Source organism: Pseudomonas parafulva NBRC 16636 = DSM 17004, from assembly GCF_000730645.1.
Classification (GTDB): Bacteria; Pseudomonadota; Gammaproteobacteria; order Pseudomonadales; family Pseudomonadaceae; genus Aquipseudomonas; species Aquipseudomonas parafulva.
Genome location: NZ_BBIU01000028.1, coordinates 1 through 26,237, shown reverse-complemented (window position 1 = coordinate 26,237; position 26,237 = coordinate 1). Strand labels below are relative to the sequence as shown.

The following is a 26,237-nucleotide window of genomic DNA, read 5'->3' as shown; positions in this document are numbered from 1 at the left end:
TCATCCTTCTTTTCTGCGGTGATCGGACGGCGTCTTGTCACCCGTCACTTCGCGGTACCACAACTCATGGTGCTTGCGCGCCCAGGCGCGGCTTACCCAGCCGTGCAGCATGGCGCCAACCGAGCCCTTGATCCAGATGCCTGCGTAGATGTGCACGATGATGCTGAGCACCAGCACGAAGGCCGCCAGGGCATGCAGCAAGGTAGCCAGGCGTATGGCGCCAATGCCGAAATACTGGCTGAAGTAGGCACGCCAGATCACCACGCCACTGACCAACAGAATCAACATGCACACCAGCAGCGTCCAGAACAGCAACTTCTGGCCGGCGTTGTACTTGCCGATTGGGGGCACGCCATCCTCCTGGTTGCGCATCACCCGGTCCACGCGCCGCAGCCATAGCCGGTCGTTGGCGGTGATGAAGTTGGCGCGCCAGAAGCGGATTACCAGGCCAAGGAAGAACACGAACATCGCGACGCCCAGGAACGGGTGCAGAATACGCGTCCACGGCCCACCGCCGAACAGGTTGCTGAGCCAGAACAGCGCCGGGTGGAACAGCGCCAGCCCGGACAGCCCGGCCATGAAGAACAGGATCGCCACCACCCAGTGGTTGGTGCGCTCGTTGGCGTTGTAGCGCAGGATGGGTTTGTTGTCGTTCATGGCCGCTGCTCCCCTTGCCCACCAGGCTTGGTCGGGTCGTACACATGCACTGCCGGGTCCACCTGATGCACGTCATCAGGCGGGGTCGGGTGTTCATCCTCCTCCACCCGCTGAGGCCCGATGCGCACGTAGTGGAAGAACCCGGCCAGCACCGCAGCCCCCATGGCCAACAGCGCCAATGGCTTGGTGAAGCCCTTCCACAGCCCTACCAGTGGGCTGATCACCGGCTGGTCCGGCAGGCCGGCATACAGCTTGGGCGTATCGGCGTGGTGCAGCACGTACATCACATGGGTACCGCCGACGCCATCCGGGTCGTACAGCCCGGCCTTGTCGTAACCCCGTGACTTCAGGTCGACGATGCGCTCGTCGGCATGCACCTTCATCTCGTCCTTGGTGCCGAACACGATTGCGCCGGTCGGGCAGGTTTTCACGCAGGCAGGTTCCAGCCCTACGCTCACGCGGTCCGAACACAGGGTGCACTTGTAGGCCTTGTGGTCCTTCTGCGAGATGCGCGGGATGTTGAACGGGCAGCCAGTGATGCAGTAGCCGCAGCCAATGCAATGGTCCTGGTTGAAGTCGACAATACCGTTGGCGTGCTTGATGATCGCCCCCGGGCTGGGGCACGCCTTCAGGCAGCCTGGCTCTGCACAGTGCATGCAGCCGTCCTTGCGGATCAACCACTCCAGGTTGCCATCGTCGCGCTCATGCTCGGTGAAGCGCATCAACGTCCAGGTTTCGGCACTGAGGTCCTGGGGGTTGTCGTAGGTGCCGTGGTTGTGCCCCACCTCGTCGCGCAGCTCGTTCCACTCCGAGCACGCCACCTGGCAGGCCTTGCAACCGATGCACTTGGTGGTGTCGATCAGCTTGGCGACCTGCTCCTGCTGGCGCACCGAAGGCGGCACGGTGGTGGTGGCCGAGCGGGCAATGATGTCTTGGCTGGCCATCAGCGTTTCTCCACTTTGACGAGGAACGACTTGGACTCTGGTGTCTGGGTATTACCATCGCCCAGGAACGGCACCAAGGTGTTGGTCAGGTACCCGTGGCGGGTCGCCCCGGTGAAGCCCCAGTGCAACGGGATACCGATCTGGTGCACGGTCTGGTTGTTCACCTGCAACGGGCGTATCCGCTTGGTCACCACCGCCACCGCGTCGATATGCCCGCGCTTGCTCGACACCCGTACCCGGTCGCCGGCCTTGATGCCCTTCTCGTTGGCCAGTACTTCGCCAATTTCGACAAACTGCTCGGGCTGGGCAATGGCGTTGAGCCGGCAATGCTTGCTCCAGAAGTGGAAGTGCTCGGTCAGCCGGTAGGTGGTGGCCGCATACGGGAACTCGTCGTGGGTACCGAGGGTTTCCCACACCGAATCGAAGATGCGCCCGGCAGGGTTGCTGATCACCTTCTTGTTGTTCGGGTGCAGCGGGTTGATGCCAATGGGCGTCTCGAACGGTTCATAGTGCTCAGGGAATGGCCCTTCGGCCATCTTGTCGATGGCAAAGAAACGCGCCACGCCCTCGGGGTTCATGATGAACGGGTTCATGCCCGCCTCCGGCGGCGAGTCCACCTTGAAGTCCGGCACGTCAGTACCGCCCCAGGCCTTGCCATTCCACCACACCAGGCGTTTTTTCTCCGGGTCCCAAGGCTTGCCCTGTGGGTCGCTGGAGGCGCGGTTGTAGAGGATGCGGCGGTTGGCAGGCCACGCCCACGCCCAGTTCTGCACCTGGTGCATACCGTAGGGGTCGCTGTTGTCGCGGCGAGCCATCTGGTTGCCCTGCTCGGTCCAGCACCCGGCGAAGATCCAGCAGCCGGACGCAGTACTGCCGTCGTCCTTGAGCTGGCCGAAACCAGAGAGCTGCTGGCCGGCCTTGATGGCGGCGCCGGTTGGGTCGGTGAGGTCCGTTACTGCCCAGCCGTTCATCTCCTTGGCCAGTTCCTCGGGGGATGGTTCATCGGCGATCTTGTACGGCCAGTGGATGTTCAGCAGCGGGTCGGGGTAAGCCCCGCCCTCTTTCTGGTAGCGCTGGCGCATGCGCAGGAACAGCTCGCTCATGATCTGCACATCGGTGCGGGTTTCGCCCGGGCCATCGGCGCCTTTCCAGTGCCACTGCAACCAGCGGCTACTGTTGACCAGCGAGCCGTCTTCCTCGGCGAAGCAGGTGGTGGGCAGGCGGATCACTTCGGTCTGGATGTTGGCCGTGTCCACGTCATTGTATGGCCCCGCGTTGCGCCAGAACTCGGACGTCTCGGTCGCCAGTGGGTCCATCACTACCAGCCACTTGAGCTTGGCCAATGCGGCGGTGACGCGGTTCTTGTCCGGCAACGCGGCGATCGGGTTGAAGCCCTGGCACATGTAGCCGTTGACCTTGCCCTGGCTCATCATCTCGAACATGCGCAGCACGTCGTAGGCCGGCACGTCGAGCTTGGGCAGCCAGTCGTAGCCCCAGTTGTTCTCGGCGGTGGCATTCGGGCCATACCAGGCCTTCATCAGGCTGACGTGGAATTTGCCGTAGTTCTGCCAGTACGACAGTTGCCCAGGGCGCAGCGGCTTGGACGCGCGCTTGTCGATGTAAGCGGTGTAGTCCTGTTCGGCATCGCCAGCCAGGGTGAGGTAGCCGGGCAGCGAGTTGGACAGCAGCCCCAAGTCAGTCAGCCCCTGGATGTTGGAGTGGCCACGCAGCGCGTTGACCCCGCCCCCCGGCATGCCCACGTTACCCAGCAGCAGTTGCACCATGGCCGCACTGCGGATGATCTGCGCACCAATCGAATGCTGCGTCCAGCCCAATGCGTAGAGGATGGTCATGGTCTTGCCGGGTGCCGAGCACGTGGCAATTTCTTCCCACACCTTCATCATCGCGTCCTGGGGCATGCCACAGGTCATGCTCGCCAGTTCAGGGGTGTAGCGGCTGTAGTGCTGCTTCATCAGCTGGAACACGCAACGCGGGTGCTGCAGGGTCGGGTCGACCTTGGCAAAACCGTCGTCACCCAGTTCGTAACCCCAGCCGGATTTGTCGGCATAGATACGCTTGCTTTCGTCGTAGCCGCTGAACAGCCCGTCTTCGAAGCCATAGGTATCTTTGACGATGAACGACACGTCGGTGTAGTTGCGCACGTACTCGTGCTGAATCTTGTCGTTGCTAAGCAGGTAATTGATCAACCCGCCCATGAACGCGATGTCGGTACCGGTACGGATCGGCGCATAGTAATCGGCTACCGAAGCGGTACGGGTAAACCTTGGGTCGACCACGATCAGCCGCGCCTTGTTGTGCGCTTTGGCCTCGGTCACCCATTTGAAGCCGCAAGGATGCGCTTCTGCTGCGTTGCCACCCATCACCAGGACCAGATTCGCGTTGGCGATATCTGACCAATGGTTGGTCATGGCGCCACGGCCGTACGTCGGGGCAAGACTTGCCACCGTCGGGCCATGTCAGACACGTGCTTGGTTATCGAACCCCAGCATCCCTGTAGCGCGGACGACCTTGTGGGTCAGGTAGCCAGCCTCGCTGGAGGCGGCCGATGCAGCGAGAAAGCCGGTGGTAAGCCAACGGTTGACCGTTTGCCCCTGGGCGTTCTTTTCGATGAAGTTGGCGTCGCGGTCTTCTTTCATCAGGCCAGCGACCCGGTCGAGCGCTTCATCCCAGCTGACCCGTACCCATTCATTGCTGCCCGGCTTGCGGACCTCGGGGTACTTGAGACGGCTCTCGCTGTGGATGAAGTCCAGCAGGCCGGCGCCTTTGGGGCACAGGGTGCCGCGGTTTACCGGATGATCGGCATCGCCTTCGATGTGGATGATGCTCTGCTTGACGTTCTTGCCCGCATCACCCTGGCTGTACATGATCAGGCCGCAGCCGACCGAACAGTAGGGGCAGGTGTTACGGGTTTCTTTGGTGTGCGTCAGTTTGAAATGACGCACCTGCTCGGCAAACGCAGGCGTCGGGGCCATACCCAACGCCGCAAGACTCGAGCCTCCAAGGCCGACGGCGGCGACCTTGAAGAATTGCCGACGGTTGAGATCCATCGTGCACTCCTGATCAGGTTTGGACGCGCGGATCATGGCCGGCGCCTCTTGGTAGTCACGGTGGCGACTTTTAAAGGTCACCAATGGTTAAGACTAGCAAGAAAACGTGAAAGTGCGGTGATGCGTGTCACAACCAGATAAATCGCCAGCCGTGGCTGATCGCCGAGTTGTCGCTGTTGATGTGGGTAAAAAAAACCCAGAGCAACTGCCCTGGGTTTCTGGTCTTGCTGAACGCGTGCCGTTCGATCAGAACGGAATATCGTCATCAAAGCTGTCAAAGTCTGCGGCCGGCTGCTGTGCAGGCTGCTGCTGCGGTGCCGGGCGTTGCTGCTGTTGCGGCTGCGGGCGCGGGGCCTGCTGGCGGGGGGCCTGGTTGTATTGCTGCTGCGGCTGGCCGCCACCGTAGTTGCCACCACCCTGATTGTACGGGTCACCGCCTTGCTGCTGGTTCTGCGGGCGACCGCCGAGCAGTTGCATGGTGCCGTTGATGTCGACAATGATTTCGGTGGTGTAACGCTTGATGCCGTCCTTTTCCCACTCGCGGGTCTGCAGCTTGCCTTCGATGTAGCACTGCGAGCCTTTGCGCAGGTATTCGCCGGCAATCTCGGCAACCTTGCCGAACAGCGACACACGGTGCCACTCGGTACGCTCGACCTTCTGGCCCGACTGCTTGTCGGTCCACTGCTCGCTGGTAGCCAGGCTCAGGTTGGTCACGGCGTTACCGTTGGGCAGGTAGCGGACTTCGGGATCCTGGCCACAGGTGCCGACCAGAATGACTTTGTTAACCCCACGGGCCATAACGTTCTCCTAGGCTTCGCACGCCGCTGAGGCTGGGTTTACCAGGCGCTCCAGGGTCGTACGGTCCAAAATTTTCGTATCCAGTTTGATGTAGACGGCTGCTTCCTCTGCCACCACCACGGCGTCGGTCACGCCAGGCACGGCCATCAGCCGCGTGGCCAAGCCGGCTTCGTTTGCGGCCTCAGGCGTCAAGGGCATGCGCAGGCTGGTCACATACGGCGGCTCGTTCATGCTCAAGGCGACGACCAGCCAGATGGCACACAGTATTGCGCAACCGAGGAACACCAGGTTCAGCCCGCCGTGCTGGAACAACCAGCCGCCCATGATGCCGCCCAAGGCCGCACCGAGAAACTGGCTGGTGGAGTAAACCCCCATCGCCGTCCCTTTGCCACCGGCGGGTGACACCTTGCTCACCAGCGAAGGCAGCGATGCCTCCAGCAGGTTGAATGCAGTGAAGAATACCACGGTGCCGATCACCAGTCCGCGCAAACCGTCAGCCCACTGCCAGAAGAACACCTCCACCAGCAGCAGCACACTGACCGCCCCGGCCAGCACGCGTTTCATCTTGCGCTTTTTCTCGCCGTAGATGATGAACGGCACCATTGCAAAAAATGAGACGAACAACGCGGTCAGGTATACCCACCAGTGCTGCTCCTTCGGCAGGCCGCCACGCTCGACGAACGCCAACGGCAGTGCGACAAAGCTCGCCATGAGGATGGCGTGCAGGATGAAGATGCTCGCGTCCAGGCGCAAAAGGTCCGGGTGGCGCAGGGTTGGCCCGATGGCCTGGCGTGCCACGCCGGATTCGCGGTGCTGCAACAGGGTGTGGGTGGCCGGCACCACGAACGCGATGAGGGCGATCCCGACAAGGGCAAGACCTGCAGTGGCAAGGAACAAACCTGATAACCCGAAGGCACTTGTCAGCAGTGGCCCGACGACCATCGCCACGGCGAAGGACAAACCGATGCTCATGCCGATCATGGCCATGGCCTTGGTGCGGTGCTGTTCGCGGGTGAGGTCGGACAGCAGCGCCATGACGGCGGCAGAAATAGCCCCGGCGCCCTGCAGGATGCGCCCGGCGATTACGCCCCAGATCGAGTCTGCCTGGGCCGCCAGCACACTGCCCAGGGCGAACACCACCAGCCCGAGGTAGATCACCGGGCGCCGGCCGATACGGTCGGACACCATGCCGAACGGGATCTGCAACACCGCCTGGGTCAGGCCATAGGCACCGATGGCCAGACCGATCAGCGCCGGCGTTGCGCCTGCCAGGTCCATCCCGTAGGTGGCAAGCACCGGCAAAACCATGAACATGCCCAGCATACGAAAGGCAAAGACCAAGGCCAGGCCGCCAGCGGCGCGGGTTTCGCTGCTGCTCATGCGCTCGTTGTGGGTGTCGTGCATGGATTAATCTCGTATGAACCGGCGGCGATTCTATCAGTCCGACAGCTTGACGGCATCTACGCGACGCTTTGCCGCGTACTGGCAGGGCGCCGTATAATTCTTCGTTTATGCCCGCCGAGCGAGGCCGCAGTGGACAAGATCCTGATTCGTGGGGCACGTACCCACAACCTGAAGAACATCGACCTGACCCTGCCCCGGGACAAGCTCATCGTCATCACCGGCCTGTCCGGGTCGGGCAAGTCATCCCTGGCCTTCGATACCTTGTATGCCGAGGGCCAGCGCCGTTACGTGGAATCGCTGTCGGCCTACGCCCGGCAGTTCCTGTCGATGATGGAAAAGCCAGACGTCGACACCATCGAAGGCCTGTCTCCGGCCATCTCCATCGAGCAGAAGTCTACCTCGCACAACCCGCGCTCTACCGTGGGGACCATTACCGAGATCTACGACTACCTGCGCTTGCTGTATGCCAGGGTCGGCACCCCCCGCTGCCCGGACCACGACATTCCGCTGGAAGCGCAAACGGTCAGCCAGATGGTGGACCTGGTGCTGGAGCGCCCTGAGGGCAGCAAGCTGATGCTGCTGGCCCCGGTGATACGCGAGCGCAAAGGCGAGCACCTTGCCGTGTTCGACGAGCTGCGCGCACAAGGCTTCGTGCGGGCCCGGGTCAATGGCAAGCTGTATGAGCTGGACGAACTGCCCAAGCTGGACAAGCAGAAAAAGCACAGCATCGATGTGGTCGTGGACCGTTTCAAGGTGCGTGCCGACCTGCAGCAGCGCCTTGCAGAGTCGTTCGAGACAGCCCTCAAGCTGGCCGACGGTATCGCGCTGGTCGCGCCGATGGACGATGAACCCGGTGAAGAGACGATTTTCTCGGCGCGCTTCGCCTGCCCCATTTGTGGCCACGCCATCAGCGAGCTGGAACCCAAGCTGTTTTCCTTCAACAACCCTGCCGGCGCCTGCCCCACCTGTGATGGCCTGGGGGTAAAGCAATTCTTCGACACCAAGCGCCTGGTCAACGCCGAGTTGACGCTTGCCGAGGGGGCGATACGCGGCTGGGACCGGCGCAACGTCTACTACTTCCAGATGCTCGGGTCACTGGCCGCGCACTATGGCTTTAGCCTGGACGAGCCCTTCGGCGAGCTGGCCCCTGAACACCAGAAGGTGATCCTGCAGGGCAGTGGCAAGCAGAGCGTTGACTTCAAGTACCTGAATGACCGGGGCGACATCGTCAAGCGCTCGCACCCGTTCGAGGGCATCGTGCCGAATCTGGAGCGCCGTTATCGCGAAACCGAGTCGGCTACCGTGCGCGAAGAACTGGCCAAGTTCCTCGGCACCCAGCCCTGCCCGGACTGCCGCGGCACCCGCCTGCGCCGTGAAGCGCGCCATGTCTGGGTGGGCGAGAAAACTTTGCCGGCCGTCGCCAACATGCCCATCGGCGATGCCAGTGGCTATTTCAGTGAACTGACCCTGACCGGCCGGCGCGGTGAAATTGCATCGAAGATTCTCAAGGAGATCTGTGAGCGGCTGCAGTTCCTGGTGAACGTCGGGCTCGACTACCTGACCCTGGACCGCAGCGCGGAAACCTTGTCCGGTGGCGAGGCGCAGCGTATTCGCCTGGCCAGCCAGATCGGCGCAGGCCTGGTGGGGGTCATGTACATCCTCGATGAGCCGTCCATCGGCCTTCATCAACGGGACAACGACCGCCTGCTGGCCACGCTCAACCACCTGCGCGACCTGGGCAACACCGTGATCGTGGTTGAACACGACGAAGACGCCATCCGCCTGGCTGACTACGTGGTGGATATCGGCCCGGGTGCCGGTGTGCATGGCGGGCAGATCGTGGCTGAGGGGACGCCGCAGGAGGTCATGGACCACCCTGATTCGCTGACCGGCAAATACCTGTCGGGGCGCAAGAAAATCGTCGTGCCGGCCAAGCGTACGCCGCGCAACAAGAAGCTGCAGCTCAAGCTCAAAGGCGCGCGTGGCAACAACTTGCAGAACGTCGACCTGGAAATCCCGATCGGCCTGCTGACCTGCGTGACAGGGGTATCCGGGTCGGGCAAATCGACACTGATCAACAACACCTTGTTCCCCCTGGCTGCTACCGCGCTGAATGGCGCCAGTACGCAGGAAGCAGCGCCACACGCCAGCATGGACGGCCTGCAGCACCTGGACAAGGTGGTAGACATCGACCAGAGCCCCATTGGCCGAACGCCCCGCTCCAACCCGGCTACCTACACCGGCATCTTCACGCCGATCCGCGAGCTGTTCTCCGGCGTGCCAGAGTCACGTTCCCGGGGCTACGGCCCTGGCCGGTTCTCGTTCAACGTGAAAGGCGGGCGCTGCGAAGCGTGCCAGGGCGACGGCCTGATCAAGGTAGAGATGCACTTCCTCCCGGACATCTACGTGCCCTGCGATGTGTGCAAGAGCAAGCGCTACAACCGCGAAACGCTGGAGATCAAGTACAAGGGCAAGAACATTCACGAAGTGCTGGAAATGACCATCGAAGACGCTCGCGAGTTCTTCGATGCCGTACCGGCACTGGCGCGCAAGCTGCAGACGCTGATGGACGTCGGCCTTTCCTACATCAAGCTGGGCCAGTCGGCGACCACGTTGTCGGGTGGTGAAGCGCAGCGGGTGAAGCTGTCACGTGAGCTGTCCAAGCGCGATACCGGCAAGACCTTGTACATTCTTGACGAGCCGACCACAGGGCTGCACTTTGCGGATATTCAGCAGTTGCTGGATGTATTGCACCGGCTGCGCGACCACGGCAACACCGTGGTGGTGATTGAACACAACCTGGATGTGATCAAAACGGCTGACTGGTTGGTGGACCTGGGGCCGGAAGGCGGTTCCAAAGGTGGGCAGATCATTGCCTGCGGAACCCCCGAAGAGCTGAGCAAGATGAAGCAGTCTTATACAGGGCACTACCTCAAGCCGCTGTTGGAACGGGACAAGGCATAAGCAAAAGGGGCCGCTTAGCGGCCCCTTTCATTACATCTGCGACTGCAAGTAGTTCTGCAGGCCAATGGCTTTGATCAAACCCTGCTGCTTCTCCAGCCAGTAGGTGTGATCTTCTTCCGTATCGGCCAACTGGGCTCGCAGAATGTCACGGCTGACATAGTCCTTGTGCAGCTCGCACAGTTCGATGCCTTTGCACAGCGCGCCGCGCACCTTGTACTCCAGCTTCAGGTCGGCTTCGATCATCTCTGGCACCGTGGTACCCACTTCCAGATCGTCCGCACGCATGTCTGGCGTGCCCTCGAGCATGAGGATGCGGCGCATCAACGCGTCGGCGTGCTGGGTTTCTTCTTCCATCTCGTGGTTGATACGTTCATAGAGCTTGGACAGGCCCCAGTCTTCATACATCCGTGAGTGAATGAAGTACTGGTCGCGCGCTGCCAGTTCGCCCTTCAGCAACGTGACGAGGTAATTGATTACGTCCGGGTGGCCTTGCATCGCCCTGCTTCTCCATATGAAAACGTCTATGGCACATAGTGTGAACCAGCTTTGCGCCACGGTCACTGGGAAATGCGCAATTCGATGCAAAAAATCGGGCAAACAGTAGTGATATTCATTGAAAAACCGCCCAAATGAGGGCGGTTCTTCTTATCACTTCGACTTAGGCGAGGTTCACGCCCAACGCGTTGGCAATGCCCTCCCCATACGCCGGGTCAGCTTTGAAGAAGTACTGCAACTGGCGCTGGATGACATCTTCACTCACACCCGCCATGGTGCCGGCAATGTTGTTGATCAGCAGCGACCGTTGGGCTTCGCTCATCAGACGGAACAGCGCCCCGGCGTGGCTGTAATAGTCGTTGTCCACACGGTGGTCGTGGCGGTCTGCAGCACCACTGAGGGCCAAGGCCGGTTCAGCGTGGGCTGGCGACTGCTTGGGGGCGTCAGCGTAGCTATTGGGCTCGTAGTTGGGTGCAGCGCCATAACCGCCCGTGGCCATGGAACCATCACGCTGATAGCTGTTTACGGCGCAGCGCGGCGCGTTTACCGGCAGGTGCTGGTGGTTTGTGCCTACCCGGTAGCGATGCGCGTCGGCGTAGGCGAATACGCGGCCTTGCAGCATGCGGTCGGGCGACAGGCCGACGCCCGGCACCATGTTGCTCGGGCCAAACGCGGCCTGTTCAACTTCAGCAAAGTAGTTGAGCGGGTTGCGGTTGAGTTCCAGCACACCCACTTCGATCAGTGGGTAGTCTTTCTGAGACCAGGTCTTGGTGACGTCGAACGGGTTCTCGGCGCGGTTGGCTGCCTCAGCTTCGCTCATCACCTGGATGCACACCGTCCAGCGCGGATACTCACCGCGGTCGATCGCTTCGAAAAGGTCGCGCTGAGCATAGTCGGGGTCAGTGCCTGCCAGGCGTGCGGCATCGGCAGGTGCGAGGTTCTTGATGCCCTGCTGAGTCTTGAAGTGCCACTTCACCCAGGTGCGCTCACCTTGTGCACTGATCAGGCTGTAGGTGTGGCTGCCAAAACCATGCATGTGCCGGTAGCCATCCGGAATACCCCGGTCGGAGAACAAGATGGTGACCTGGTGCAGCGCCTCAGGCGAGTGCGACCAGAAGTCCCACATCATCTGGGCATTCTTCAGGTTGGTCTGCGGGTGACGCTTTTGGGTATGGATGAAATCCGGGAATTTCAGCGGGTCGCGGATGAAGAACACCGGAGTGTTGTTGCCAACAATGTCCCAGTTGCCTTCTTCGGTGTAAAACTTCACGGCGAACCCGCGCGGGTCGCGCTCGGTGTCAGCCGAGCCGCGTTCACCACCCACGGTGGAGAAACGCAGGAACGTCTCGGTCTGCTTGCCGACTTGATTGAACAGTTTGGCGCTGGTGTATTGAGTGATGTCCCGGGTAACCGTGAAGGTGCCATAAGCACCCGAGCCCTTGGCGTGAACACGGCGCTCCGGAATGTTTTCACGGTTGAAATGGGCGAGCTTCTCGATGAGGTGGAAGTCGTCGAGCAGCAACGGGCCGCGAGGGCCGGCAGATCTAGAGTTCTGGTTATCGGCTACAGGTGCGCCGCTTGCGGTGGTGAGAATCTTGCTCATGGGCTCTCCTTATCAACATTCGGTGCCGTTGGATCGGCTTGAGGGAGAGTATCGACGAGCGGCAGCCTTAAACCAAATTCATTACCTGATTCATATCAATAGAAAAAGACAATTTTAGCGAGCACAAAAAACCGGGCACTAGGCCCGGTTTCTTGTAGCAGACAGAACGTCTTACTCGGCAGCTTCTACAGCACCACCGACTGGACGATCAACCAGCTCGACGTACGCCATAGGCGCGTTGTCGCCAGCGCGGAAACCGCACTTCAGGATGCGCAGGTAGCCGCCCTGACGGGTGGCGTAGCGCTTGCCCAGATCGTTGAACAGTTTGCCAACAGCGGACTTCGAACGGGTACGGTCGAAGGCCAGACGACGGTTAGCAACGCTGTCTTCCTTGGCCAGGGTGATCAGCGGCTCGGCAACGCGACGCAGTTCCTTGGCTTTCGGCAGGGTGGTTTTGATCAGCTCGTGCTCGATCAGCGACACTGCCATGTTCTGGAACATAGCCTTGCGGTGAGAGCTGGTACGGCTCAGGTGACGTCCACTTTTACGATGACGCATGATTCATTCCTTACCAAACACTACGTTCGGTGATTACGACGATCAGGCGGTCGCCTTGTCGTCTTTCTTAAGACTTGCAGGCGGCCAGTTGTCGAGGCGCATGCCGAGAGACAGACCACGAGAGGCCAGGACGTCCTTGATTTCGGTCAGGGACTTCTTGCCGAGGTTAGGAGTTTTCAACAGCTCTACTTCGGTACGCTGAATCAGGTCGCCGATGTAGTAGATGTTCTCCGCCTTCAGGCAGTTGGCCGAACGTACAGTCAGTTCCAGGTCGTCAACCGGACGCAGCAGGATCGGATCGATCTCGTCTTCCTGCTCGACTACGACAGGCTCGCTGTCACCCTTGAGGTCGACGAACGCGGCCAGCTGCTGTTGCAGGATGGTCGCAGCGCGGCGGATAGCCTCTTCAGGATCCAGGGTGCCGTTGGTTTCCAGATCAATGACCAGCTTGTCCAGGTTGGTACGCTGTTCAACACGGGCGTTCTCGACCACATAGGCGATACGACGCACCGGGCTGAAGGAGGCGTCCAACTGCAGACGGCCAATGCTACGGCTTTCGTCTTCGTCGGTCTGACGGGAGTCGGCCGGCTCGTAACCGCGACCACGAGCTACAGTGAGCTTCATGTTCAGGGCGCCATTAGACGCCAGGTTCGCGATTACGTGATCGGGGTTGACGATCTCGACATCGTGATCCAGCTGAATATCGGCAGCGGTAACCACCCCCGAACCCTTTTTCGACAAGGTCAGCGTAACTTCGTCACGACCGTGCAGTTTGAGAGCCAGGCCTTTCAGGTTCAACAGGATTTCAATGACATCTTCCTGTACACCTTCGATCGCAGAGTACTCATGGAGTACGCCATCGATCTCGGCCTCGACTACTGCACAGCCAGGCATGGAGGACAACAGGATGCGGCGCAGCGCGTTGCCCAGGGTATGGCCGAAGCCACGCTCGAGAGGCTCGAGCGTGATCTTGGCGCGGGTCGGACTGACTACCTGCACATCAATATGGCGGGGAGTCAGGAACTCATTTACCGAAATCTGCATGGATGCACCTATTTTCTAGCCCTTACTTGGAGTAGAGCTCGACAATCAGGTTTTCGTTGATGTCGGCAGACAGGTCGCTGCGAGCAGGAACGTTCTTGAAAACGCCCGACTTTTTAGCAGCATCCACATCAACCCACTCAACGCGGCCACGCTGGGCGCACAGTTCAAGGGCTTGAACAATGCGCAGCTGGTTCAGCGACTTCTCACGAACCGCGACCACGTCACCCGGACGAACTTGGTAGGATGGAATGTTTACAGTTTTACCGTTGACGCTGATCGCTTTGTGCGAAACCAGCTGACGGGACTCGGAACGAGTCGAGCCGAAGCCCATACGGTAAACGACGTTATCCAGGCGGCACTCGAGCAGTTGCAGCAGGTTCTCACCGGTTGCGCCTTTTTTCGAGGCTGCAGCCTGGTAGTAACCGCGGAACTGACGCTCCAGTACACCGTAGATACGACGAACTTTCTGTTTCTCGCGCAGCTGGGTACCGTAGTCGGACTGACGGCCACGGCGCTGGCCGTGGATACCTGGGGCTGCTTCGATGTTGCACTTCGATTCCAGAGCGCGAACGCCGCTCTTCAGGAAAAGGTCAGTGCCTTCACGGCGAGACAGTTTGCATTTTGGACCAATGTAACGTGCCATTTATCTGTCTCCTGATTACACGCGACGCTTCTTCGGCGGACGGCACCCGTTATGCGGGATTGGCGTCACGTCGGTGATGCTGGCGATCTTGTAGCCGCAGCTGTTCAATGCACGAACGGCGGACTCACGACCTGGACCTGGACCCTTGACGTTAACGTCGAGGTTCTTCAGACCGTATTCCAGCGCAGCTTGACCAGCACGCTCGGCAGCAATCTGAGCTGCGAACGGGGTGGATTTGCGCGAACCACGGAAACCCGAACCACCGGAGGTCGCCCAGGACAAAGCATTGCCCTGACGGTCGGTGATGGTCACGATGGTGTTGTTGAAAGACGCATGGATGTGGGCGATGCCATCAACCACTGTCTTTTTGACTTTCTTACGAGGACGAGCAGCAGGTTTTGCCATGTCTATATTCCTGGGCGATTACTTGCGGATCGGCTTACGCGGGCCCTTACGGGTGCGTGCGTTGGTCTTGGTGCGCTGACCGCGAACCGGCAGACCTTTACGATGACGCAGGCCGCGGTAGCAACCCAGGTCCATCAAGCGCTTGATCTTCATGTTGATGTCACGACGCAGGTCACCTTCGGTGGTGAACTTCGCAACTTCGCCACGCAGGGTTTCGATTTGCTCGTCGCTCAGATCCTTGATCTTTGCGGCTGGGTTTACGCCAGCGTCTGCACAGATTTTCTGTGCAGTGGTGCGACCAACACCATAGATGTAGGTCAGCGAGATAACAGCATGCTTGTTATCTGGAATGTTAACGCCTGCAATACGGGCCATTCAGTGGGACTCCAATTGACAGCTACCTACGCCCCGGAAGCCAAGAAATAGGGCGCGAGATAATATCGCTGTAGAAACGAATAATCAACCCAGCAGCACACTAGCTGCTGGGTTTGAAGCACAGGTCACACTCAGCCTTGGCGCTGTTTGTGACGCGGTTCTGCGCTGCAGATCACTCGTACGACGCCTTCGCGACGGATGATCTTGCAGTTGCGGCACAGCTTTTTCACCGATGCACGAACTTTCATTACCGACTCCTCGAACCTTAGGGGCGTATCAGCGCAGCAAACCGCTGCCACCGTAGCCTTTCAGGTTGGCTTTCTTCATCAGGGATTCGTACTGGTGCGAAACGAGGTGCGATTGTACTTGGGACATGAAGTCCATCACAACCACTACCACAATCAGCAACGAGGTCCCGCCAAGGTAGAACGGCACATTTGCTGCCACCACCAGGAACTGGGGCAGAAGGCAGACGGCCATCATGTAAAGAGCACCGAACATGGTCAAACGGGTCAGAACGCCATCAATGTAGCGCGCCGACTGCTCACCAGGACGGATACCCGGAATAAAGGCACCGGACTTCTTCAGGTTTTCCGCTACGTCTTTCGGGTTGAACATCAGCGCTGTGTAGAAGAAGCAGAAGAAAATGATCCCTGCACTAAACAGCAAAATGTTCAACGGCTGACCAGGAGCGATCGACTGCGAGATGTCCTGCAGCCAGCCCATACCTTCGGACTGACCGAACCAGGCACCCAGCGAAGCCGGGAACAGCAGAATGCTGCTCGCGAAGATGGCTGGGATAACCCCCGCCATGTTCACTTTCAGCGGCAAGTGGCTGGTCTGCGCAGCGAAGACCTTGCGGCCCTGCTGACGCTTGGCGTAATGAACGGCGATGCGCCGCTGACCACGCTCAATGAACACCACGAAACCGATAATCGCTACTGCCAGCAAACCGATAGCGACCAGGGCGAAGATGTTGATATCGCCTGTGCGCGCAGACTCGAAAGACTGCCCGATTGCTCTCGGAAGACCGGCAACGATACCTGCGAAGATCAACATCGAGATACCGTTGCCCACACCGCGCTCGGTGATCTGTTCGCCCAGCCACATCATGAACATCGCGCCCGCCACAAACGTGGAGACGGCGACGACATGGAAGCCCAGGCCTACAGAAAACGCCACGCCCTGGTTGGCCAGGCCAATGGACATGCCAATGGCTTGTACCAGCGCCAGGATAACGGTGCCGTAGCGGGTGTACTGGCTGATCTTGCGACGGCCAGCTTCACCTTCCTTCTTCAACTGCTCCAGTTGCGGGCTGACCGCGGTCATCAGCTGCATGATGATCGATGCCGAAATGTACGGCATGATCCCCAACGCAAAGATGCTCATGCGCTCAAGCGCGCCACCGGAAAACATGTTGAACAAGCTAAGAATGGTCCCCTCATTCTGCCGAAACAGATCCGCCAGCCGGTCTGGATTGATGCCAGGAACCGGGATATGCGCACCTATCCGATAGACGATGATCGCCATGAACAGAAAGCGCAGACGAGCCCAGAGTTCCGACATCCCGCCCTTACCGAGCGAAGAGAGAGCACCTTGCTTAGCCATTTATTCCTCGAACTTGCCGCCAGCTGCTTCGATAGCCGCACGCGCACCCTTGGTGGCTGCGATGCCCTTGATGGTAACTGCGCGAGTGACTTCGCCAGACAGCATGATTTTCACACGCTGAACGTTCTGGCCGATCACGTTGGCATCCTTCAGGGACTGCACGGAAACCACGTCGCCTTCCACCTTGGCCAGTTCGGACAGACGCACTTCTGCGCGGTCCATGGCTTTCAGGGAAACGAAGCCGAACTTCGGCAGACGACGGTGCAGCGGCTGTTGACCGCCTTCGAAGCCCGGAGCGATGGTGCCACCGGAACGGGAGGTCTGACCTTTGTGACCACGGCCACCAGTCTTGCCCAAACCGCTACCGATACCACGACCCGGACGATGCTTCTCGCGACGGGAACCCGGCGCTGGACTCAGATCATTGAGTTTCATCGATTAGCCCTCGACCTTCAGCATGTAGTAAGCCTTGTTGATCATCCCGCGGTTCTCGGGAGTATCTTGGACTTCTACAGTGTGACCGATGCGACGCAGGCCCAGGCCTTTAACACACAGGATGTGGTTAGGCAGGCGGCCGGCGGTGCTCTTGATCAGCGTTACTTTTACGGTTGCCATGATCAGAAGATCTCCTCGACGCTCTTGCCGCGCTTGGCAGCAATGGATTCAGGAGATTGCATGGCTTTCAGACCCTTGAAGGTGGCGTAAACCACGTTCACTGGGTTGGTCGAACCGTAGCACTTGGCCAGAACGTTCTGAACACCAGCAACTTCCAGGACAGCACGCATTGCGCCACCGGCGATGATACCGGTACCTTCCGAAGCAGGCTGCATGTAAACCTTCGAGGCGCCGTGGGCAGCCTTGGTGGCGTACTGCAGGGTGGTGCCCTTCAGGTCAACCTGGATCATGTTGCGGCGAGCAGCTTCCATGGCTTTCTGGATCGCAGCAGGTACTTCGCGCGATTTGCCACGGCCGAAGCCAACACGACCTTTACCATCACCTACCACGGTCAGCGCGGTGAAGGTGAAGATACGGCCGCCTTTTACGGTTTTGGCAACGCGGTTAACTTGAACCAGCTTCTCGATGTAGCCTTCGTCGCGCTTTTGATCGTTATTTGCCATAACTTAGAACTCCAGCCCGCCTTCACGAGCAGCATCAGCCAGCGCTTTGACGCGGCCATGGTACTTGAAGCCGGAACGGTCAAAGGCAACTTGAGATACACCGGCGGCTTTCGCGCGCTCAGCTACCAGCTTGCCAACCTTAGTGGCCGCGTCGATGTTGCCAGTGGCGCCATCACGCAGTTCTTTGTCCAAGGTCGAGGCACTTGCCAGAACCTTGCTGCCGTCGGCCGAAATGACCTGGGCATAGATGTGCTGCGAGGAGCGGAACACGCACAGGCGCACGACTTCGAGTTCGTGCATCTTGAGGCGTGCTTTGCGAGCGCGACGCAGTCGAGTAACTTTTTTGTCGGTCATTTGCTAGGCCCTACTTCTTCTTGGCTTCTTTACGACGGACTACTTCATCCGCGTAACGCACACCTTTACCTTTGTAAGGCTCTGGCGGACGGAAATCGCGGATTTCAGCGGCCACCTGACCCACCAGCTGCTTGTCGATACCCTTGATCAGGATGTCGGTCTGGCTTGGGGTTTCAGCGGTGATACCGGCTGGCAGTTCGTAGTCCACTGGATGCGAGAAGCCCAGAGCCAAGTTCAGGACGGTGCCCTTTGCCTGTGCCTTGTAACCAACACCGACCAGCTGGAGCTTGCGCTCGAAGCCTTGGCTTACGCCTTGGACCATGTTGTTCACCAGAGCGCGGGTGGTACCGGCCATGGCGCGAGCTTGCTGATCACCGTTGCGAGCGACGAAACGCAGCTCGCCAGACTCTTCGGTAACTTCAACAGACGAGTGAACGTTCAGTTCGAGAGTGCCTTTGGCACCCTTCACCGAAAGCTGCTGGCCGGCGAATTTGACTTCGACGCCTGATGGCAGCTTAACGGGGTTCTTAGCGACGCGAGACATGCCTATCTCCCCTTAGAACACTGTGCACAGAACTTCGCCGCCGACACCGGCAGCGCGCGCAGCGCGATCAGTCATCACACCTTTGTTGGTGGAGACGATAGACACGCCCAAACCGCCACGTACTTTCGGCAGGTCTGTGACGGACTTGTACTGGCGCAGGCCTGGACGGCTGGAGCGCTTCAGTTCCTCGATGACCGGACGGCCTTCGAAGTACTTCAGTTCGATCGACAAGGAAGGCTTGGCCTCACCAGTTACCTGGTAGCCGGCGATGTAACCTTCGTCCTTCAGAACTTTGGCAACCGCGACCTTCAGGGTAGAAGAAGGCATGCTTACGACGGACTTTTCAGCCATCTGGGCATTACGGATGCGAGTTAGCATGTCCGCTAACGGGTCCTGCATACTCATGGGCTAGATGCTCCTGATACAAGAATTATTAGCCTTGCGGCTATCACAACCACCTGAGCAGGCAGGGCAAAGTACCCAGGCCCAGGTGAGCCGGTCATTCTAGACACAACGCAGAAACGAAACAAGCCCCATAGAGGGGCTTGTTTGTGGGCGAGGTCACCGGCGGTCGGAAGATTGCTCCCCTTCCACCGGGATCACACCAGCAGTGCTTACCAGGAGGCCTTGACCAGACCTGGTACGTCACCACGCATTGCAGCTTGACGCAGCATGTTACGGCCCAGGCCGAACTTACGGTATACACCGTGAGGACGACCGGTCAGGCGGCAACGGTTGCGCAGGCGTGCAGCGCTGGCATCACGCGGTTGCTTCTGCAGCGCGACAACGGCAGCGAAACGCTCTTCAGGAGAAGCGTTCAGGTTGACGATGGTCGCTTTCAGCTCGGCACGCTTTTTAGCGTACTTGGCTACCGTGAGCTGACGCTTCAGCTCGCGGTTTTTCATGCTCTTCTTGGCCATTTTCCTACTCCAATCAGTTGCGGAACGGGAACTTGAAAGCACGCAGCAGAGCGCGGCCTTCGTCATCCGAACGAGCAGTGGTGGTCAGGGTGATGTCCAAACCGCGCAGAGCATCGATCTTGTCGTAATCGATTTCCGGGAAGATGATCTGCTCTTTCACACCCATGCTGTAGTTGCCACGGCCATCGAAGGACTTGGCATTCAGGCCGCGGAAGTCGCGAACCCGAGGCAGGGAGATCGCCAGCAGGCGGTCCAGGAATTCGTACATCTTGTCGCTACGCAGGGTCACCTTGACACCGATCGGCCAGCCTTCGCGGACTTTGAAGCCAGCGATGGATTTGCGAGCGAAGGTCACAACCGGCTTTTGACCGGTGATCTTTTCCAGGTCGGCAACAGCGTGCTCGATGACTTTCTTGTCACCGATGGCTTCGCCCAGACCCATGTTCAGGGTGATTTTGGTAACGCGCGGAACTTCCATCACGTTCGACAGCTTAAGTTCTTCCTTAAGCTTAGGAGCGATTTCGTTCCGGTAAATCTCTTTCAGTCGTGCCATGGTCTTCTACCTAGCAGTGTTCAAGCATCAACCGCTTTTTGGGTCGACTTGAAGACACGAATTTTCTTACCGTCTTCTACTTTGAAACCAACGCGGTCAGCCTTGTTGGTTTCACCGTTGAAGATGGCAACGTTGGAAGCGTGCAGAGGCGCTTCTTTCTCGACGATACCGCCCTGAACGCCCGCCATCGGGTTAGGCTTGGTATGACGCTTGACCAGGTTCACGCCACCGATGACCAGACGGTCGTCAGCGAGAACCTTCAGCACCTTACCGCGCTTACCTTTGTCTTTGCCGGCGATCACGATGATCTCGTCGTCACGACGAATCTTTTGCATGTCGGATCTCCTTACAGCACTTCAGGGGCGAGCGAGACGATCTTCATGAACTTCTCGGTACGAAGTTCACGGGTCACTGGCCCGAAGATGCGAGTGCCGATCGGCTCTTGCTTGTTGTTCAGCAGAACAGCAGCGTTGCCGTCGAAACGAATGATGGAACCGTCGGCGCGACGAACACCGTGACGGGTGCGCACAACAACAGCGGTCATCACCTGGCCTTTTTTGACCTTACCGCGCGGAATCGCTTCCTTGACGGTAACTTTGATGATGTCACCGATGCCGGCGTAACGACGGTGCGAACCGCCGAGCACCTTGATGCACATGACGCGACGAGCGCCGCTGTTATCGGCCACATCGAGCATGGATTGAGTCTGAATCATAAAATTTCTCCGACCCCTAGCCCTTAGACTTCAACAGCGCGTTCGAGGACTTCAACCAGTGCCCAGGACTTGGTCTTGGCCAGCGGACGGGTTTCGGTAATGGAAACCTTGTCGCCGATTTTGCACTGGTTGGTTTCGTCGTGCGCGTGCAGCTTAGTCGAACGCTTAACGTATTTACCGTAGATCGGGTGCTTGACGCGACGCTCGATCAGAACGGTGATGGTCTTGTCCATTTTGTCGCTGACGACACGGCCAGTCAGCGTACGGACGGTTTTTTCAGCTTCAGCCATGATCACTTACCTGCCTGCTGGTTGAGCACAGTTTTCACGCGAGCGATGTCACGCTTAACTTGCGAGAGCAGGTGCGACTGCCCCAACTGGCCAGTTGCTTTCTGCATGCGCAGATTGAACTGGTCGCGCAGCAAGCCGAGCAGTTGCTCGTTCAGCTGCTGTGCCGATTTTTCACGAAGTTCATTCGCTTTCATCACATCACCGTCCGCTTAACAAAGGAGGTGGCGAGAGGCAGCTTTGCAGCAGCCAGGGCGAAAGCTTCGCGCGCCAGCTCTTCAGAAACACCCTCGATCTCGTACAGGACTTTACCTGGCTGGATCTGGGCAACCCAGTACTCCACGGAACCCTTACCTTTACCCATACGAACCTCAAGAGGCTTTTTGGAGATCGGCTTGTCCGGGAACACACGGATCCAGATCTTGCCGCCACGTTTTACGTGACGGGTCAGCGCACGACGTGCGGACTCGATCTGGCGAGCGGTGAGGCGACCGCGAGCAACAGCTTTCAGGGCGAATTCGCCGAAGCTGACTTTGCTACCGCGCAGTGCCAGACCACGGTTGTGGCCAGTCATCTGCTTGCGGAATTTTGTACGCTTTGGTTGCAACATTTGGCGTACCCCTTACTTAGCAGCTTTTTTACGAGGCGCTGGTGCTTGTGGTTTCAGTTCTTCTTGGCGACCACCAATTACTTCGCCTTTGAAGATCCAAACCTTCACACCGATCACACCGTAAGTGGTGTGAGCTTCGTAGGTGTTGTAGTCGATATCGGCACGCAGGGTGTGCAGGGGCACACGACCTTCGCGATACCACTCGGTACGAGCAATCTCAGCGCCGCCGAGACGACCGCTCACCTGGATCTTGATGCCCTTGGCACCAATACGCATGGCGTTCTGCACGGCGCGCTTCATGGCGCGACGGAACATTACGCGGCGTTCCAGCTGCTGAGCTACGCTTTGCGCAACCAGCATGGCGTCGAGTTCCGGCTTGCGGATCTCTTCGATGTTGATGTGCACAGGCACACCCATCTGCTTGGTCAGGTCCTGACGCAGCTTCTCGACATCCTCACCCTTCTTGCCGATAACGATACCGGGACGAGCGGTGTGGATGGTGATGCGTGCAGTTTGAGCCGGACGATGAATATCGATACGGCTTACGGACGCGCTTTTTAGTTTGTCGTGGAGGTACTCACGCGTTTTCAGATCCTTCAACAGGTAATCTGCGTAAGTAGCACCGTCTGCGTACCAGACGGAGGTGTGCTCCTTGACGATTCCCAGGCGAATGCCAGTGGGATGTACTTTCTGACCCATCTGATCGACTCCGTTACTTGTCCGCAACCTTGACAGTGATATGGCAAGACCGCTTGACGATGCGATCAGCACGGCCTTTGGCACGTGGCATGATGCGCTTCAGCGAACGCCCTTCGTTGACGAAAACGGTGGAGACCTTCAGGTCATCAACGTCTGCGCCTTCGTTGTGTTCGGCGTTGGCTACGGCCGACTCGAGGACTTTCTTCATGATTTCAGCGGCTTTTTTGCTGCTGAAGGCCAACAGGTTGAGCGCTTCGCCCACCTTCTTCCCGCGGATCTGGTCGGCGACCAAGCGGGCTTTCTGGGCGGAGATGCGAGCGCCCGACAACTTAGCGGCTACTTCCATTTCCTTACCCCTTAACGCTTGGCTTTCTTGTCAGCCACGTGCCCGCGGTAGGTGCGGGTACCGGCGAACTCGCCCAGTTTGTGGCCGACCATGTCTTCGTTCACCAGAACGGGGACGTGTTGACGACCGTTGTGTACGGCGATGGTCAGACCGACCATTTGTGGCAGGATCATCGAACGGCGCGACCAGGTTTTAACTGGCTTGCGATCGTTCTTCTCCACCGCCACTTCGATCTTCTTCAAGAGGTGAAGATCGATAAAAGGACCTTTTTTCAGAGAACGTGGCACTGTCGTATCCCTCTAGTTACTTGCGACGACGGACGATCATGTTGTCGGTACGCTTATTACCACGGGTTTTAGCACCCTTGGTTGGGAAGCCCCATGGCGATACCGGATGACGACCACCGGAGGTACGACCTTCACCACCACCATGTGGGTGGTCAACCGGGTTCATGGCAACACCACGAACGGTTGGGCGAACGCCGCGCCAGCGTTTGGCACCAGCTTTACCCAGCGAACGCAGGCTGTGCTCGGAGTTCGAGACTTCGCCCAGGGTCGCACGGCACTCAGCCAGGACTTTACGCATTTCACCAGAGCGCAGACGCAGGGTCACGTAGACACCTTCGCGAGCGATCAGCTGAGCCGAGGCACCAGCGGAACGAGCGATCTGTGCACCTTTACCCGGCTTCAGTTCGATGCCGTGAATGGTGCTACCTACTGGAATGTTGCGCAGCTGCAGGGAGTTACCGGCCTTGATTGGGGCCAGTGCACCTGCGATCAGCTGGTCGCCAGCGCTCACGCCTTTAGGGGCGATGATGTAGCGACGCTCACCGTCTGCGTAGCACAGCAGGGCGATGTGAGCAGTACGGTTTGGATCGTATTCGATACGCTCGACAGTGGCGGGGATGCCATCTTTGTCGTTGCGACGGAAGTCGACCAGACGGTAATGCTGCTTATGACCACCACCGACGTGACGCGTGGTAATACGGCCATTGTTGTTACGACCACCAGACTTCGATTTCTTCTCGAGCAGCGGTGCGTGAGGAGCGCCTTTGTGCAGCTCCTTGTTGACCACCTTGACCACGAAACGGCGGCCAGGGGAAGTCGGTTTGCATTTAACGATTGCCATGATGCACCCCTTCCTTACTCAGCACTGCTGCTGAAATCGAGATCTTGGCCTGGCTGAAGGGAGACGATCGCCTTCTTCCAGTCATTACGCTTGCCCAGACCACGTGCGGTACGCTTGGTTTTACCCAGAACGTTAACAGTCGACACGTTTTCAACTTTTACGTTGAACAGGCCTTCGACAGCTTTCTTGATTTCCAGCTTGGTTGCATCGGTAGCAACCTTGAATACGAACTGGCCTTTTTTCTCAGCCAGAACGGTAGCCTTCTCGGAAACGTGCGGGCCAAGGAGGACTTTAAATACGCGTTCCTGGTTCATCCCAGCAGCTCCTCGAATTTCTTCACGGCCGAGACAGTGATCAACACTTTCTCGTATGCGATCAGACTGACCGGGTCGGAACCTTGTACGTCACGTACATCGACGTGCGGCAGGTTACGAGCAGCCAGGTACAGGTTCTGATCAACAGCGTCGGAAACGATCAACACATCGCTCAGACCCATGCCGTTCAGCTTGTTCAGCAGATCTTTGGTTTTCGGTGCTTCAACAGCGAAGTCCTGAACCACGACCAGACGGTCGCTACGCACCAGCTCAGCGAGGATGGAGCGCAGGGCAGCGCGATACATCTTCTTGTTGAGCTTCTGCGAGTGATCTTGAGGGCGAGCTGCGAAGGTAACACCACCGCCACGCCAGATCGGACCACGAGTGGTACCAGCACGAGCACGGCCAGTACCCTTCTGACGCCATGGGCGCTTACCGCCACCAGCCACGTCGGAACGGGTCTTTTGCTGCTTGGTGCCCTGACGGCCGCCGGCCATGTAGGCCACGACTGCTTGGTGTACCAGCGTCTCGTTGAATTCGCCACCGAAAGTCAGTTCGGAAACTTCGATCGCCTGAGCGTCATTTACATTAAGTTGCATGTCAGTTTCCCCTTAACCGCGAGCCTTGACAGCTGGACGTACAACCACGTCGCCGCCAGTAGCGCCTGGAACGGCACCTTTGACGAGCAGCAGGTTGCGCTCAGCGTCTACGCGAACAACTTCCAGGGACTGCACAGTCACGCGCTCGGCGCCCATGTGACCGGACATTTTCTTGCCCTTGAACACACGACCAGGAGTCTGGCACTGGCCGATGGAACCTGGGACACGGTGCGACACGGAGTTACCGTGGGTGTTGTCCTGGCCACGGAAGTTCCAGCGCTTGATGGTACCGGCGAAGCCTTTACCTTTGGACTGACCAGTAACGTCTACCAGCTGGCCTGCAGCGAAGAGTTCAGCTTTGATCAGATCGCCAGCCTGGAAATCGCCTTCTTCAAGACGGAACTCCCAAACACCGCGACCAGCGGCAACGTTGGCCTTGGCGAAGTGGCCTGCCTGAGCGGCAGTCACACGCGAAGCACGACGCTCGCCGACAGTGACTTGCACTGCACGGTAGCCATCGGTTTCTTCAGTTTTGAACTGGGTGACACGATTCGGCTCGATCTCGATGACCGTGACCGGAATGGAGACACCTTCTTCGGTGAAAATGCGGGTCATACCGCACTTGCGACCGATTACACCAATAGTCATGTTGTAAACCTCATGAGTGTACGGGGCTTTCACCCGCTATGGCCGCCCATTTCAGAGCGTTACACGACTAGACCGAAGTCTTAGCCGAGGCTGATCTGTACTTCCACACCTGCCGCCAGATCAAGCTTCATCAGCGCATCAACGGTTTTATCCGTTGGCTGGACGATGTCCAGAACACGCTTATGAGTGCGAATCTCGTACTGGTCACGCGCGTCTTTGTTGACGTGCGGGGAGACCAGAACGGTGAAACGCTCTTTGCGGGTAGGCAGTGGAATTGGACCACGCACTTGTGCACCAGTACGTTTCGCGGTTTCCACGATTTCCTGGGTGGATTGGTCGATCAGGCGATGGTCGAAAGCCTTCAACCTGATTCGGATTTGCTGATTTTGCATTGGATTTCAGACTCCAGGCTGTTCCCAACGGACGCACTACGCCCGCTAAAAGGAGGCGTGATTCTATAGACGCCCCCAATTAGTGTCAACCCAATAAAAAAAACCCCCGCTGAGCGGGGGTTTTTTCAATCGGTCGAGTGATTACTCGATGATTTTGGCCACAACGCCGGCGCCGACGGTACGACCGCCTTCACGGATAGCGAAGCGCAGACCGTCTTCCATTGCGATGGTTTTGATCAGGGTAACAGTCATCTGAATGTTGTCACCTGGCATTACCATTTCAACGCCTTCCGGCAGTTCGCAGTTACCGGTCACGTCAGTGGTACGGAAGTAGAACTGAGGACGGTAGCCTTTGAAGAACGGCGTGTGACGGCCGCCTTCTTCCTTCGACAGGACGTAGACTTCTGCGGTGAACTTGGTGTGCGGCTTGACCGAACCTGGCTT

General features: G+C 58.7%; 37 protein-coding genes. 1 reads left to right on the top strand and 36 read right to left on the bottom strand.

Going from position 1 to position 26,237, the window contains the following annotated elements:
- From PPA02S_RS17345 to PPA02S_RS17320, 5 genes are all read right to left on the bottom strand, one after another.
- On the bottom strand, positions 1-657 hold the full coding sequence (locus tag PPA02S_RS17345; RefSeq protein WP_028633069.1) for a formate dehydrogenase subunit gamma: 657 nt from the start codon (positions 655-657) through the stop codon (positions 1-3).
- Positions 654-1,601 (bottom strand): formate dehydrogenase subunit beta, encoded by a 948-nt coding sequence (gene fdxH, locus PPA02S_RS17340; RefSeq protein ID WP_028633070.1) that lies wholly within the window; start codon positions 1,599-1,601, stop codon positions 654-656. The genes PPA02S_RS17345 and fdxH overlap by 4 nt, the downstream gene beginning before the upstream one ends.
- A complete protein-coding gene (fdnG, locus tag PPA02S_RS17335; protein ID WP_154660057.1) occupies positions 1,601-4,669 on the bottom strand; it encodes a formate dehydrogenase-N subunit alpha in 3,069 nt (1,022 codons plus the stop codon). Before fdnG ends, fdxH begins: the two co-directional genes overlap by 1 nt.
- A 246-nt stretch (positions 4,670-4,915) precedes the next feature.
- Positions 4,916-5,467, bottom strand: coding sequence for a single-stranded DNA-binding protein (locus tag PPA02S_RS17325; RefSeq protein WP_028633073.1), 552 nt, complete (start codon positions 5,465-5,467; stop codon positions 4,916-4,918).
- A 9-nt stretch (positions 5,468-5,476) separates the two neighbouring features.
- Positions 5,477-6,871 carry an MFS transporter gene (locus PPA02S_RS17320; protein WP_028633074.1) on the bottom strand — a complete coding sequence of 465 codons (1,395 nt, stop codon included), beginning with the start codon at positions 6,869-6,871 and terminating at the stop codon, positions 5,477-5,479.
- A gap of 129 nt (positions 6,872-7,000) precedes the next feature.
- On the opposite strand from PPA02S_RS17320, the gene uvrA reads away from it, so the two are divergent.
- Positions 7,001-9,835: an excinuclease ABC subunit UvrA gene (gene uvrA, locus PPA02S_RS17315; protein WP_028633075.1), complete on the top strand. Its 2,835-nt coding sequence runs from the start codon at positions 7,001-7,003 to the stop codon at positions 9,833-9,835.
- 30 nt (positions 9,836-9,865) lie between these two features.
- On the opposite strand, the gene bfr is transcribed toward uvrA, so the two are convergent.
- From bfr to PPA02S_RS17160, 31 genes are all read right to left on the bottom strand, one after another.
- A complete protein-coding gene (gene bfr, locus PPA02S_RS17310) occupies positions 9,866-10,330 on the bottom strand; it encodes a bacterioferritin (RefSeq protein ID WP_028633076.1) in 465 nt (154 codons plus the stop codon).
- Positions 10,331-10,493: 163 nt separating this feature from the next.
- The gene (locus tag PPA02S_RS17305) at positions 10,494-11,933 is read right to left on the bottom strand and encodes a catalase (protein WP_028633077.1); all 1,440 of its coding nucleotides are present in this window, start codon (positions 11,931-11,933) and stop codon (positions 10,494-10,496) included.
- 171 nt (positions 11,934-12,104) lie between these two features.
- Complete coding sequence (gene rplQ, locus PPA02S_RS17300) at positions 12,105-12,491, bottom strand: 50S ribosomal protein L17 (RefSeq protein WP_003255451.1); 387 nt, start codon at positions 12,489-12,491, stop codon at positions 12,105-12,107.
- Between the two features lie 42 nt (positions 12,492-12,533).
- Entirely contained in the window at positions 12,534-13,535 is a 1,002-nt protein-coding gene (locus PPA02S_RS17295; RefSeq protein ID WP_028633078.1) for a DNA-directed RNA polymerase subunit alpha, read from the bottom strand.
- 22 nt (positions 13,536-13,557) lie between these two features.
- The gene (gene rpsD / locus PPA02S_RS17290) at positions 13,558-14,178 is read right to left on the bottom strand and encodes a 30S ribosomal protein S4 (protein WP_003257114.1); all 621 of its coding nucleotides are present in this window, start codon (positions 14,176-14,178) and stop codon (positions 13,558-13,560) included.
- Positions 14,179-14,193: 15 nt separating this feature from the next.
- Complete coding sequence (gene rpsK, locus PPA02S_RS17285; protein WP_003255454.1) at positions 14,194-14,583, bottom strand: 30S ribosomal protein S11; 390 nt, start codon at positions 14,581-14,583, stop codon at positions 14,194-14,196.
- A gap of 18 nt (positions 14,584-14,601) precedes the next feature.
- Complete coding sequence (rpsM, locus tag PPA02S_RS17280) at positions 14,602-14,958, bottom strand: 30S ribosomal protein S13 (RefSeq protein WP_003257112.1); 357 nt, start codon at positions 14,956-14,958, stop codon at positions 14,602-14,604.
- Between the two features lie 131 nt (positions 14,959-15,089).
- Positions 15,090-15,206 carry a 50S ribosomal protein L36 gene (gene rpmJ / locus PPA02S_RS17275; protein WP_002555468.1) on the bottom strand — a complete coding sequence of 39 codons (117 nt, stop codon included), beginning with the start codon at positions 15,204-15,206 and terminating at the stop codon, positions 15,090-15,092.
- 28 nt (positions 15,207-15,234) lie between these two features.
- A complete protein-coding gene (gene secY / locus PPA02S_RS17270) occupies positions 15,235-16,566 on the bottom strand; it encodes a preprotein translocase subunit SecY (RefSeq protein ID WP_003257108.1) in 1,332 nt (443 codons plus the stop codon).
- The gene (rplO, locus tag PPA02S_RS17265) at positions 16,567-17,001 is read right to left on the bottom strand and encodes a 50S ribosomal protein L15 (protein ID WP_028633079.1); all 435 of its coding nucleotides are present in this window, start codon (positions 16,999-17,001) and stop codon (positions 16,567-16,569) included.
- A 3-nt stretch (positions 17,002-17,004) separates the two neighbouring features.
- Positions 17,005-17,181 (bottom strand): 50S ribosomal protein L30, encoded by a 177-nt coding sequence (gene rpmD, locus PPA02S_RS17260; RefSeq protein ID WP_023535007.1) that lies wholly within the window; start codon positions 17,179-17,181, stop codon positions 17,005-17,007.
- A 2-nt stretch (positions 17,182-17,183) separates the two neighbouring features.
- Positions 17,184-17,684: a 30S ribosomal protein S5 gene (rpsE, locus tag PPA02S_RS17255; protein WP_003255465.1), complete on the bottom strand. Its 501-nt coding sequence runs from the start codon at positions 17,682-17,684 to the stop codon at positions 17,184-17,186.
- A gap of 3 nt (positions 17,685-17,687) precedes the next feature.
- On the bottom strand, positions 17,688-18,038 hold the full coding sequence (gene rplR / locus PPA02S_RS17250; RefSeq protein WP_009397496.1) for a 50S ribosomal protein L18: 351 nt from the start codon (positions 18,036-18,038) through the stop codon (positions 17,688-17,690).
- 10 nt (positions 18,039-18,048) lie between these two features.
- On the bottom strand, positions 18,049-18,582 hold the full coding sequence (gene rplF / locus PPA02S_RS17245) for a 50S ribosomal protein L6 (RefSeq protein ID WP_003255469.1): 534 nt from the start codon (positions 18,580-18,582) through the stop codon (positions 18,049-18,051).
- 12 nt (positions 18,583-18,594) lie between these two features.
- Positions 18,595-18,987, bottom strand: a complete 393-nt coding sequence (gene rpsH, locus PPA02S_RS17240) for a 30S ribosomal protein S8 (protein WP_008089805.1) — start codon at positions 18,985-18,987, stop codon at positions 18,595-18,597.
- Positions 18,988-19,196: 209 nt separating this feature from the next.
- The gene (gene rpsN, locus PPA02S_RS17235) at positions 19,197-19,502 is read right to left on the bottom strand and encodes a 30S ribosomal protein S14 (protein ID WP_009397499.1); all 306 of its coding nucleotides are present in this window, start codon (positions 19,500-19,502) and stop codon (positions 19,197-19,199) included.
- Between the two features lie 13 nt (positions 19,503-19,515).
- A complete protein-coding gene (gene rplE / locus PPA02S_RS17230; protein ID WP_003255474.1) occupies positions 19,516-20,055 on the bottom strand; it encodes a 50S ribosomal protein L5 in 540 nt (179 codons plus the stop codon).
- Between the two features lie 20 nt (positions 20,056-20,075).
- Positions 20,076-20,390, bottom strand: a complete 315-nt coding sequence (rplX, locus tag PPA02S_RS17225) for a 50S ribosomal protein L24 (protein ID WP_003255476.1) — start codon at positions 20,388-20,390, stop codon at positions 20,076-20,078.
- 11 nt (positions 20,391-20,401) lie between these two features.
- Positions 20,402-20,770, bottom strand: coding sequence for a 50S ribosomal protein L14 (gene rplN / locus PPA02S_RS17220; RefSeq protein WP_002555479.1), 369 nt, complete (start codon positions 20,768-20,770; stop codon positions 20,402-20,404).
- Positions 20,771-20,793: 23 nt separating this feature from the next.
- Positions 20,794-21,060: a 30S ribosomal protein S17 gene (rpsQ, locus tag PPA02S_RS17215; RefSeq protein ID WP_023534981.1), complete on the bottom strand. Its 267-nt coding sequence runs from the start codon at positions 21,058-21,060 to the stop codon at positions 20,794-20,796.
- A gap of 2 nt (positions 21,061-21,062) precedes the next feature.
- Complete coding sequence (rpmC, locus tag PPA02S_RS17210; protein ID WP_002555481.1) at positions 21,063-21,254, bottom strand: 50S ribosomal protein L29; 192 nt, start codon at positions 21,252-21,254, stop codon at positions 21,063-21,065.
- Entirely contained in the window at positions 21,254-21,667 is a 414-nt protein-coding gene (gene rplP, locus PPA02S_RS17205; protein WP_003255479.1) for a 50S ribosomal protein L16, read from the bottom strand. Before rplP ends, rpmC begins: the two co-directional genes overlap by 1 nt.
- Before the next feature lie 12 nt (positions 21,668-21,679).
- Positions 21,680-22,366, bottom strand: coding sequence for a 30S ribosomal protein S3 (rpsC, locus tag PPA02S_RS17200; protein ID WP_023535026.1), 687 nt, complete (start codon positions 22,364-22,366; stop codon positions 21,680-21,682).
- Between the two features lie 13 nt (positions 22,367-22,379).
- Positions 22,380-22,712, bottom strand: coding sequence for a 50S ribosomal protein L22 (gene rplV / locus PPA02S_RS17195; protein WP_003103908.1), 333 nt, complete (start codon positions 22,710-22,712; stop codon positions 22,380-22,382).
- An 11-nt stretch (positions 22,713-22,723) separates the two neighbouring features.
- Complete coding sequence (gene rpsS / locus PPA02S_RS17190; protein WP_010486981.1) at positions 22,724-22,999, bottom strand: 30S ribosomal protein S19; 276 nt, start codon at positions 22,997-22,999, stop codon at positions 22,724-22,726.
- Positions 23,000-23,015: 16 nt separating this feature from the next.
- Positions 23,016-23,840, bottom strand: coding sequence for a 50S ribosomal protein L2 (gene rplB, locus PPA02S_RS17185; protein WP_027915105.1), 825 nt, complete (start codon positions 23,838-23,840; stop codon positions 23,016-23,018).
- A 14-nt stretch (positions 23,841-23,854) separates the two neighbouring features.
- On the bottom strand, positions 23,855-24,154 hold the full coding sequence (gene rplW / locus PPA02S_RS17180) for a 50S ribosomal protein L23 (RefSeq protein WP_003255484.1): 300 nt from the start codon (positions 24,152-24,154) through the stop codon (positions 23,855-23,857).
- The gene (gene rplD / locus PPA02S_RS17175; protein WP_003255485.1) at positions 24,151-24,753 is read right to left on the bottom strand and encodes a 50S ribosomal protein L4; all 603 of its coding nucleotides are present in this window, start codon (positions 24,751-24,753) and stop codon (positions 24,151-24,153) included. The genes rplW and rplD overlap by 4 nt, the downstream gene beginning before the upstream one ends.
- Positions 24,754-24,765: 12 nt before the next feature.
- Positions 24,766-25,401, bottom strand: a complete 636-nt coding sequence (gene rplC / locus PPA02S_RS17170) for a 50S ribosomal protein L3 (protein ID WP_028633080.1) — start codon at positions 25,399-25,401, stop codon at positions 24,766-24,768.
- 80 nt (positions 25,402-25,481) lie between these two features.
- Positions 25,482-25,793, bottom strand: a complete 312-nt coding sequence (rpsJ, locus tag PPA02S_RS17165) for a 30S ribosomal protein S10 (RefSeq protein WP_003186070.1) — start codon at positions 25,791-25,793, stop codon at positions 25,482-25,484.
- 141 nt (positions 25,794-25,934) lie between these two features.
- Positions 25,935-26,237, bottom strand: a 303-nt coding sequence (locus PPA02S_RS17160) for an EF-Tu C-terminal domain-related protein (RefSeq protein WP_042141835.1), incomplete at its 5' end; no start/stop codon positions are given.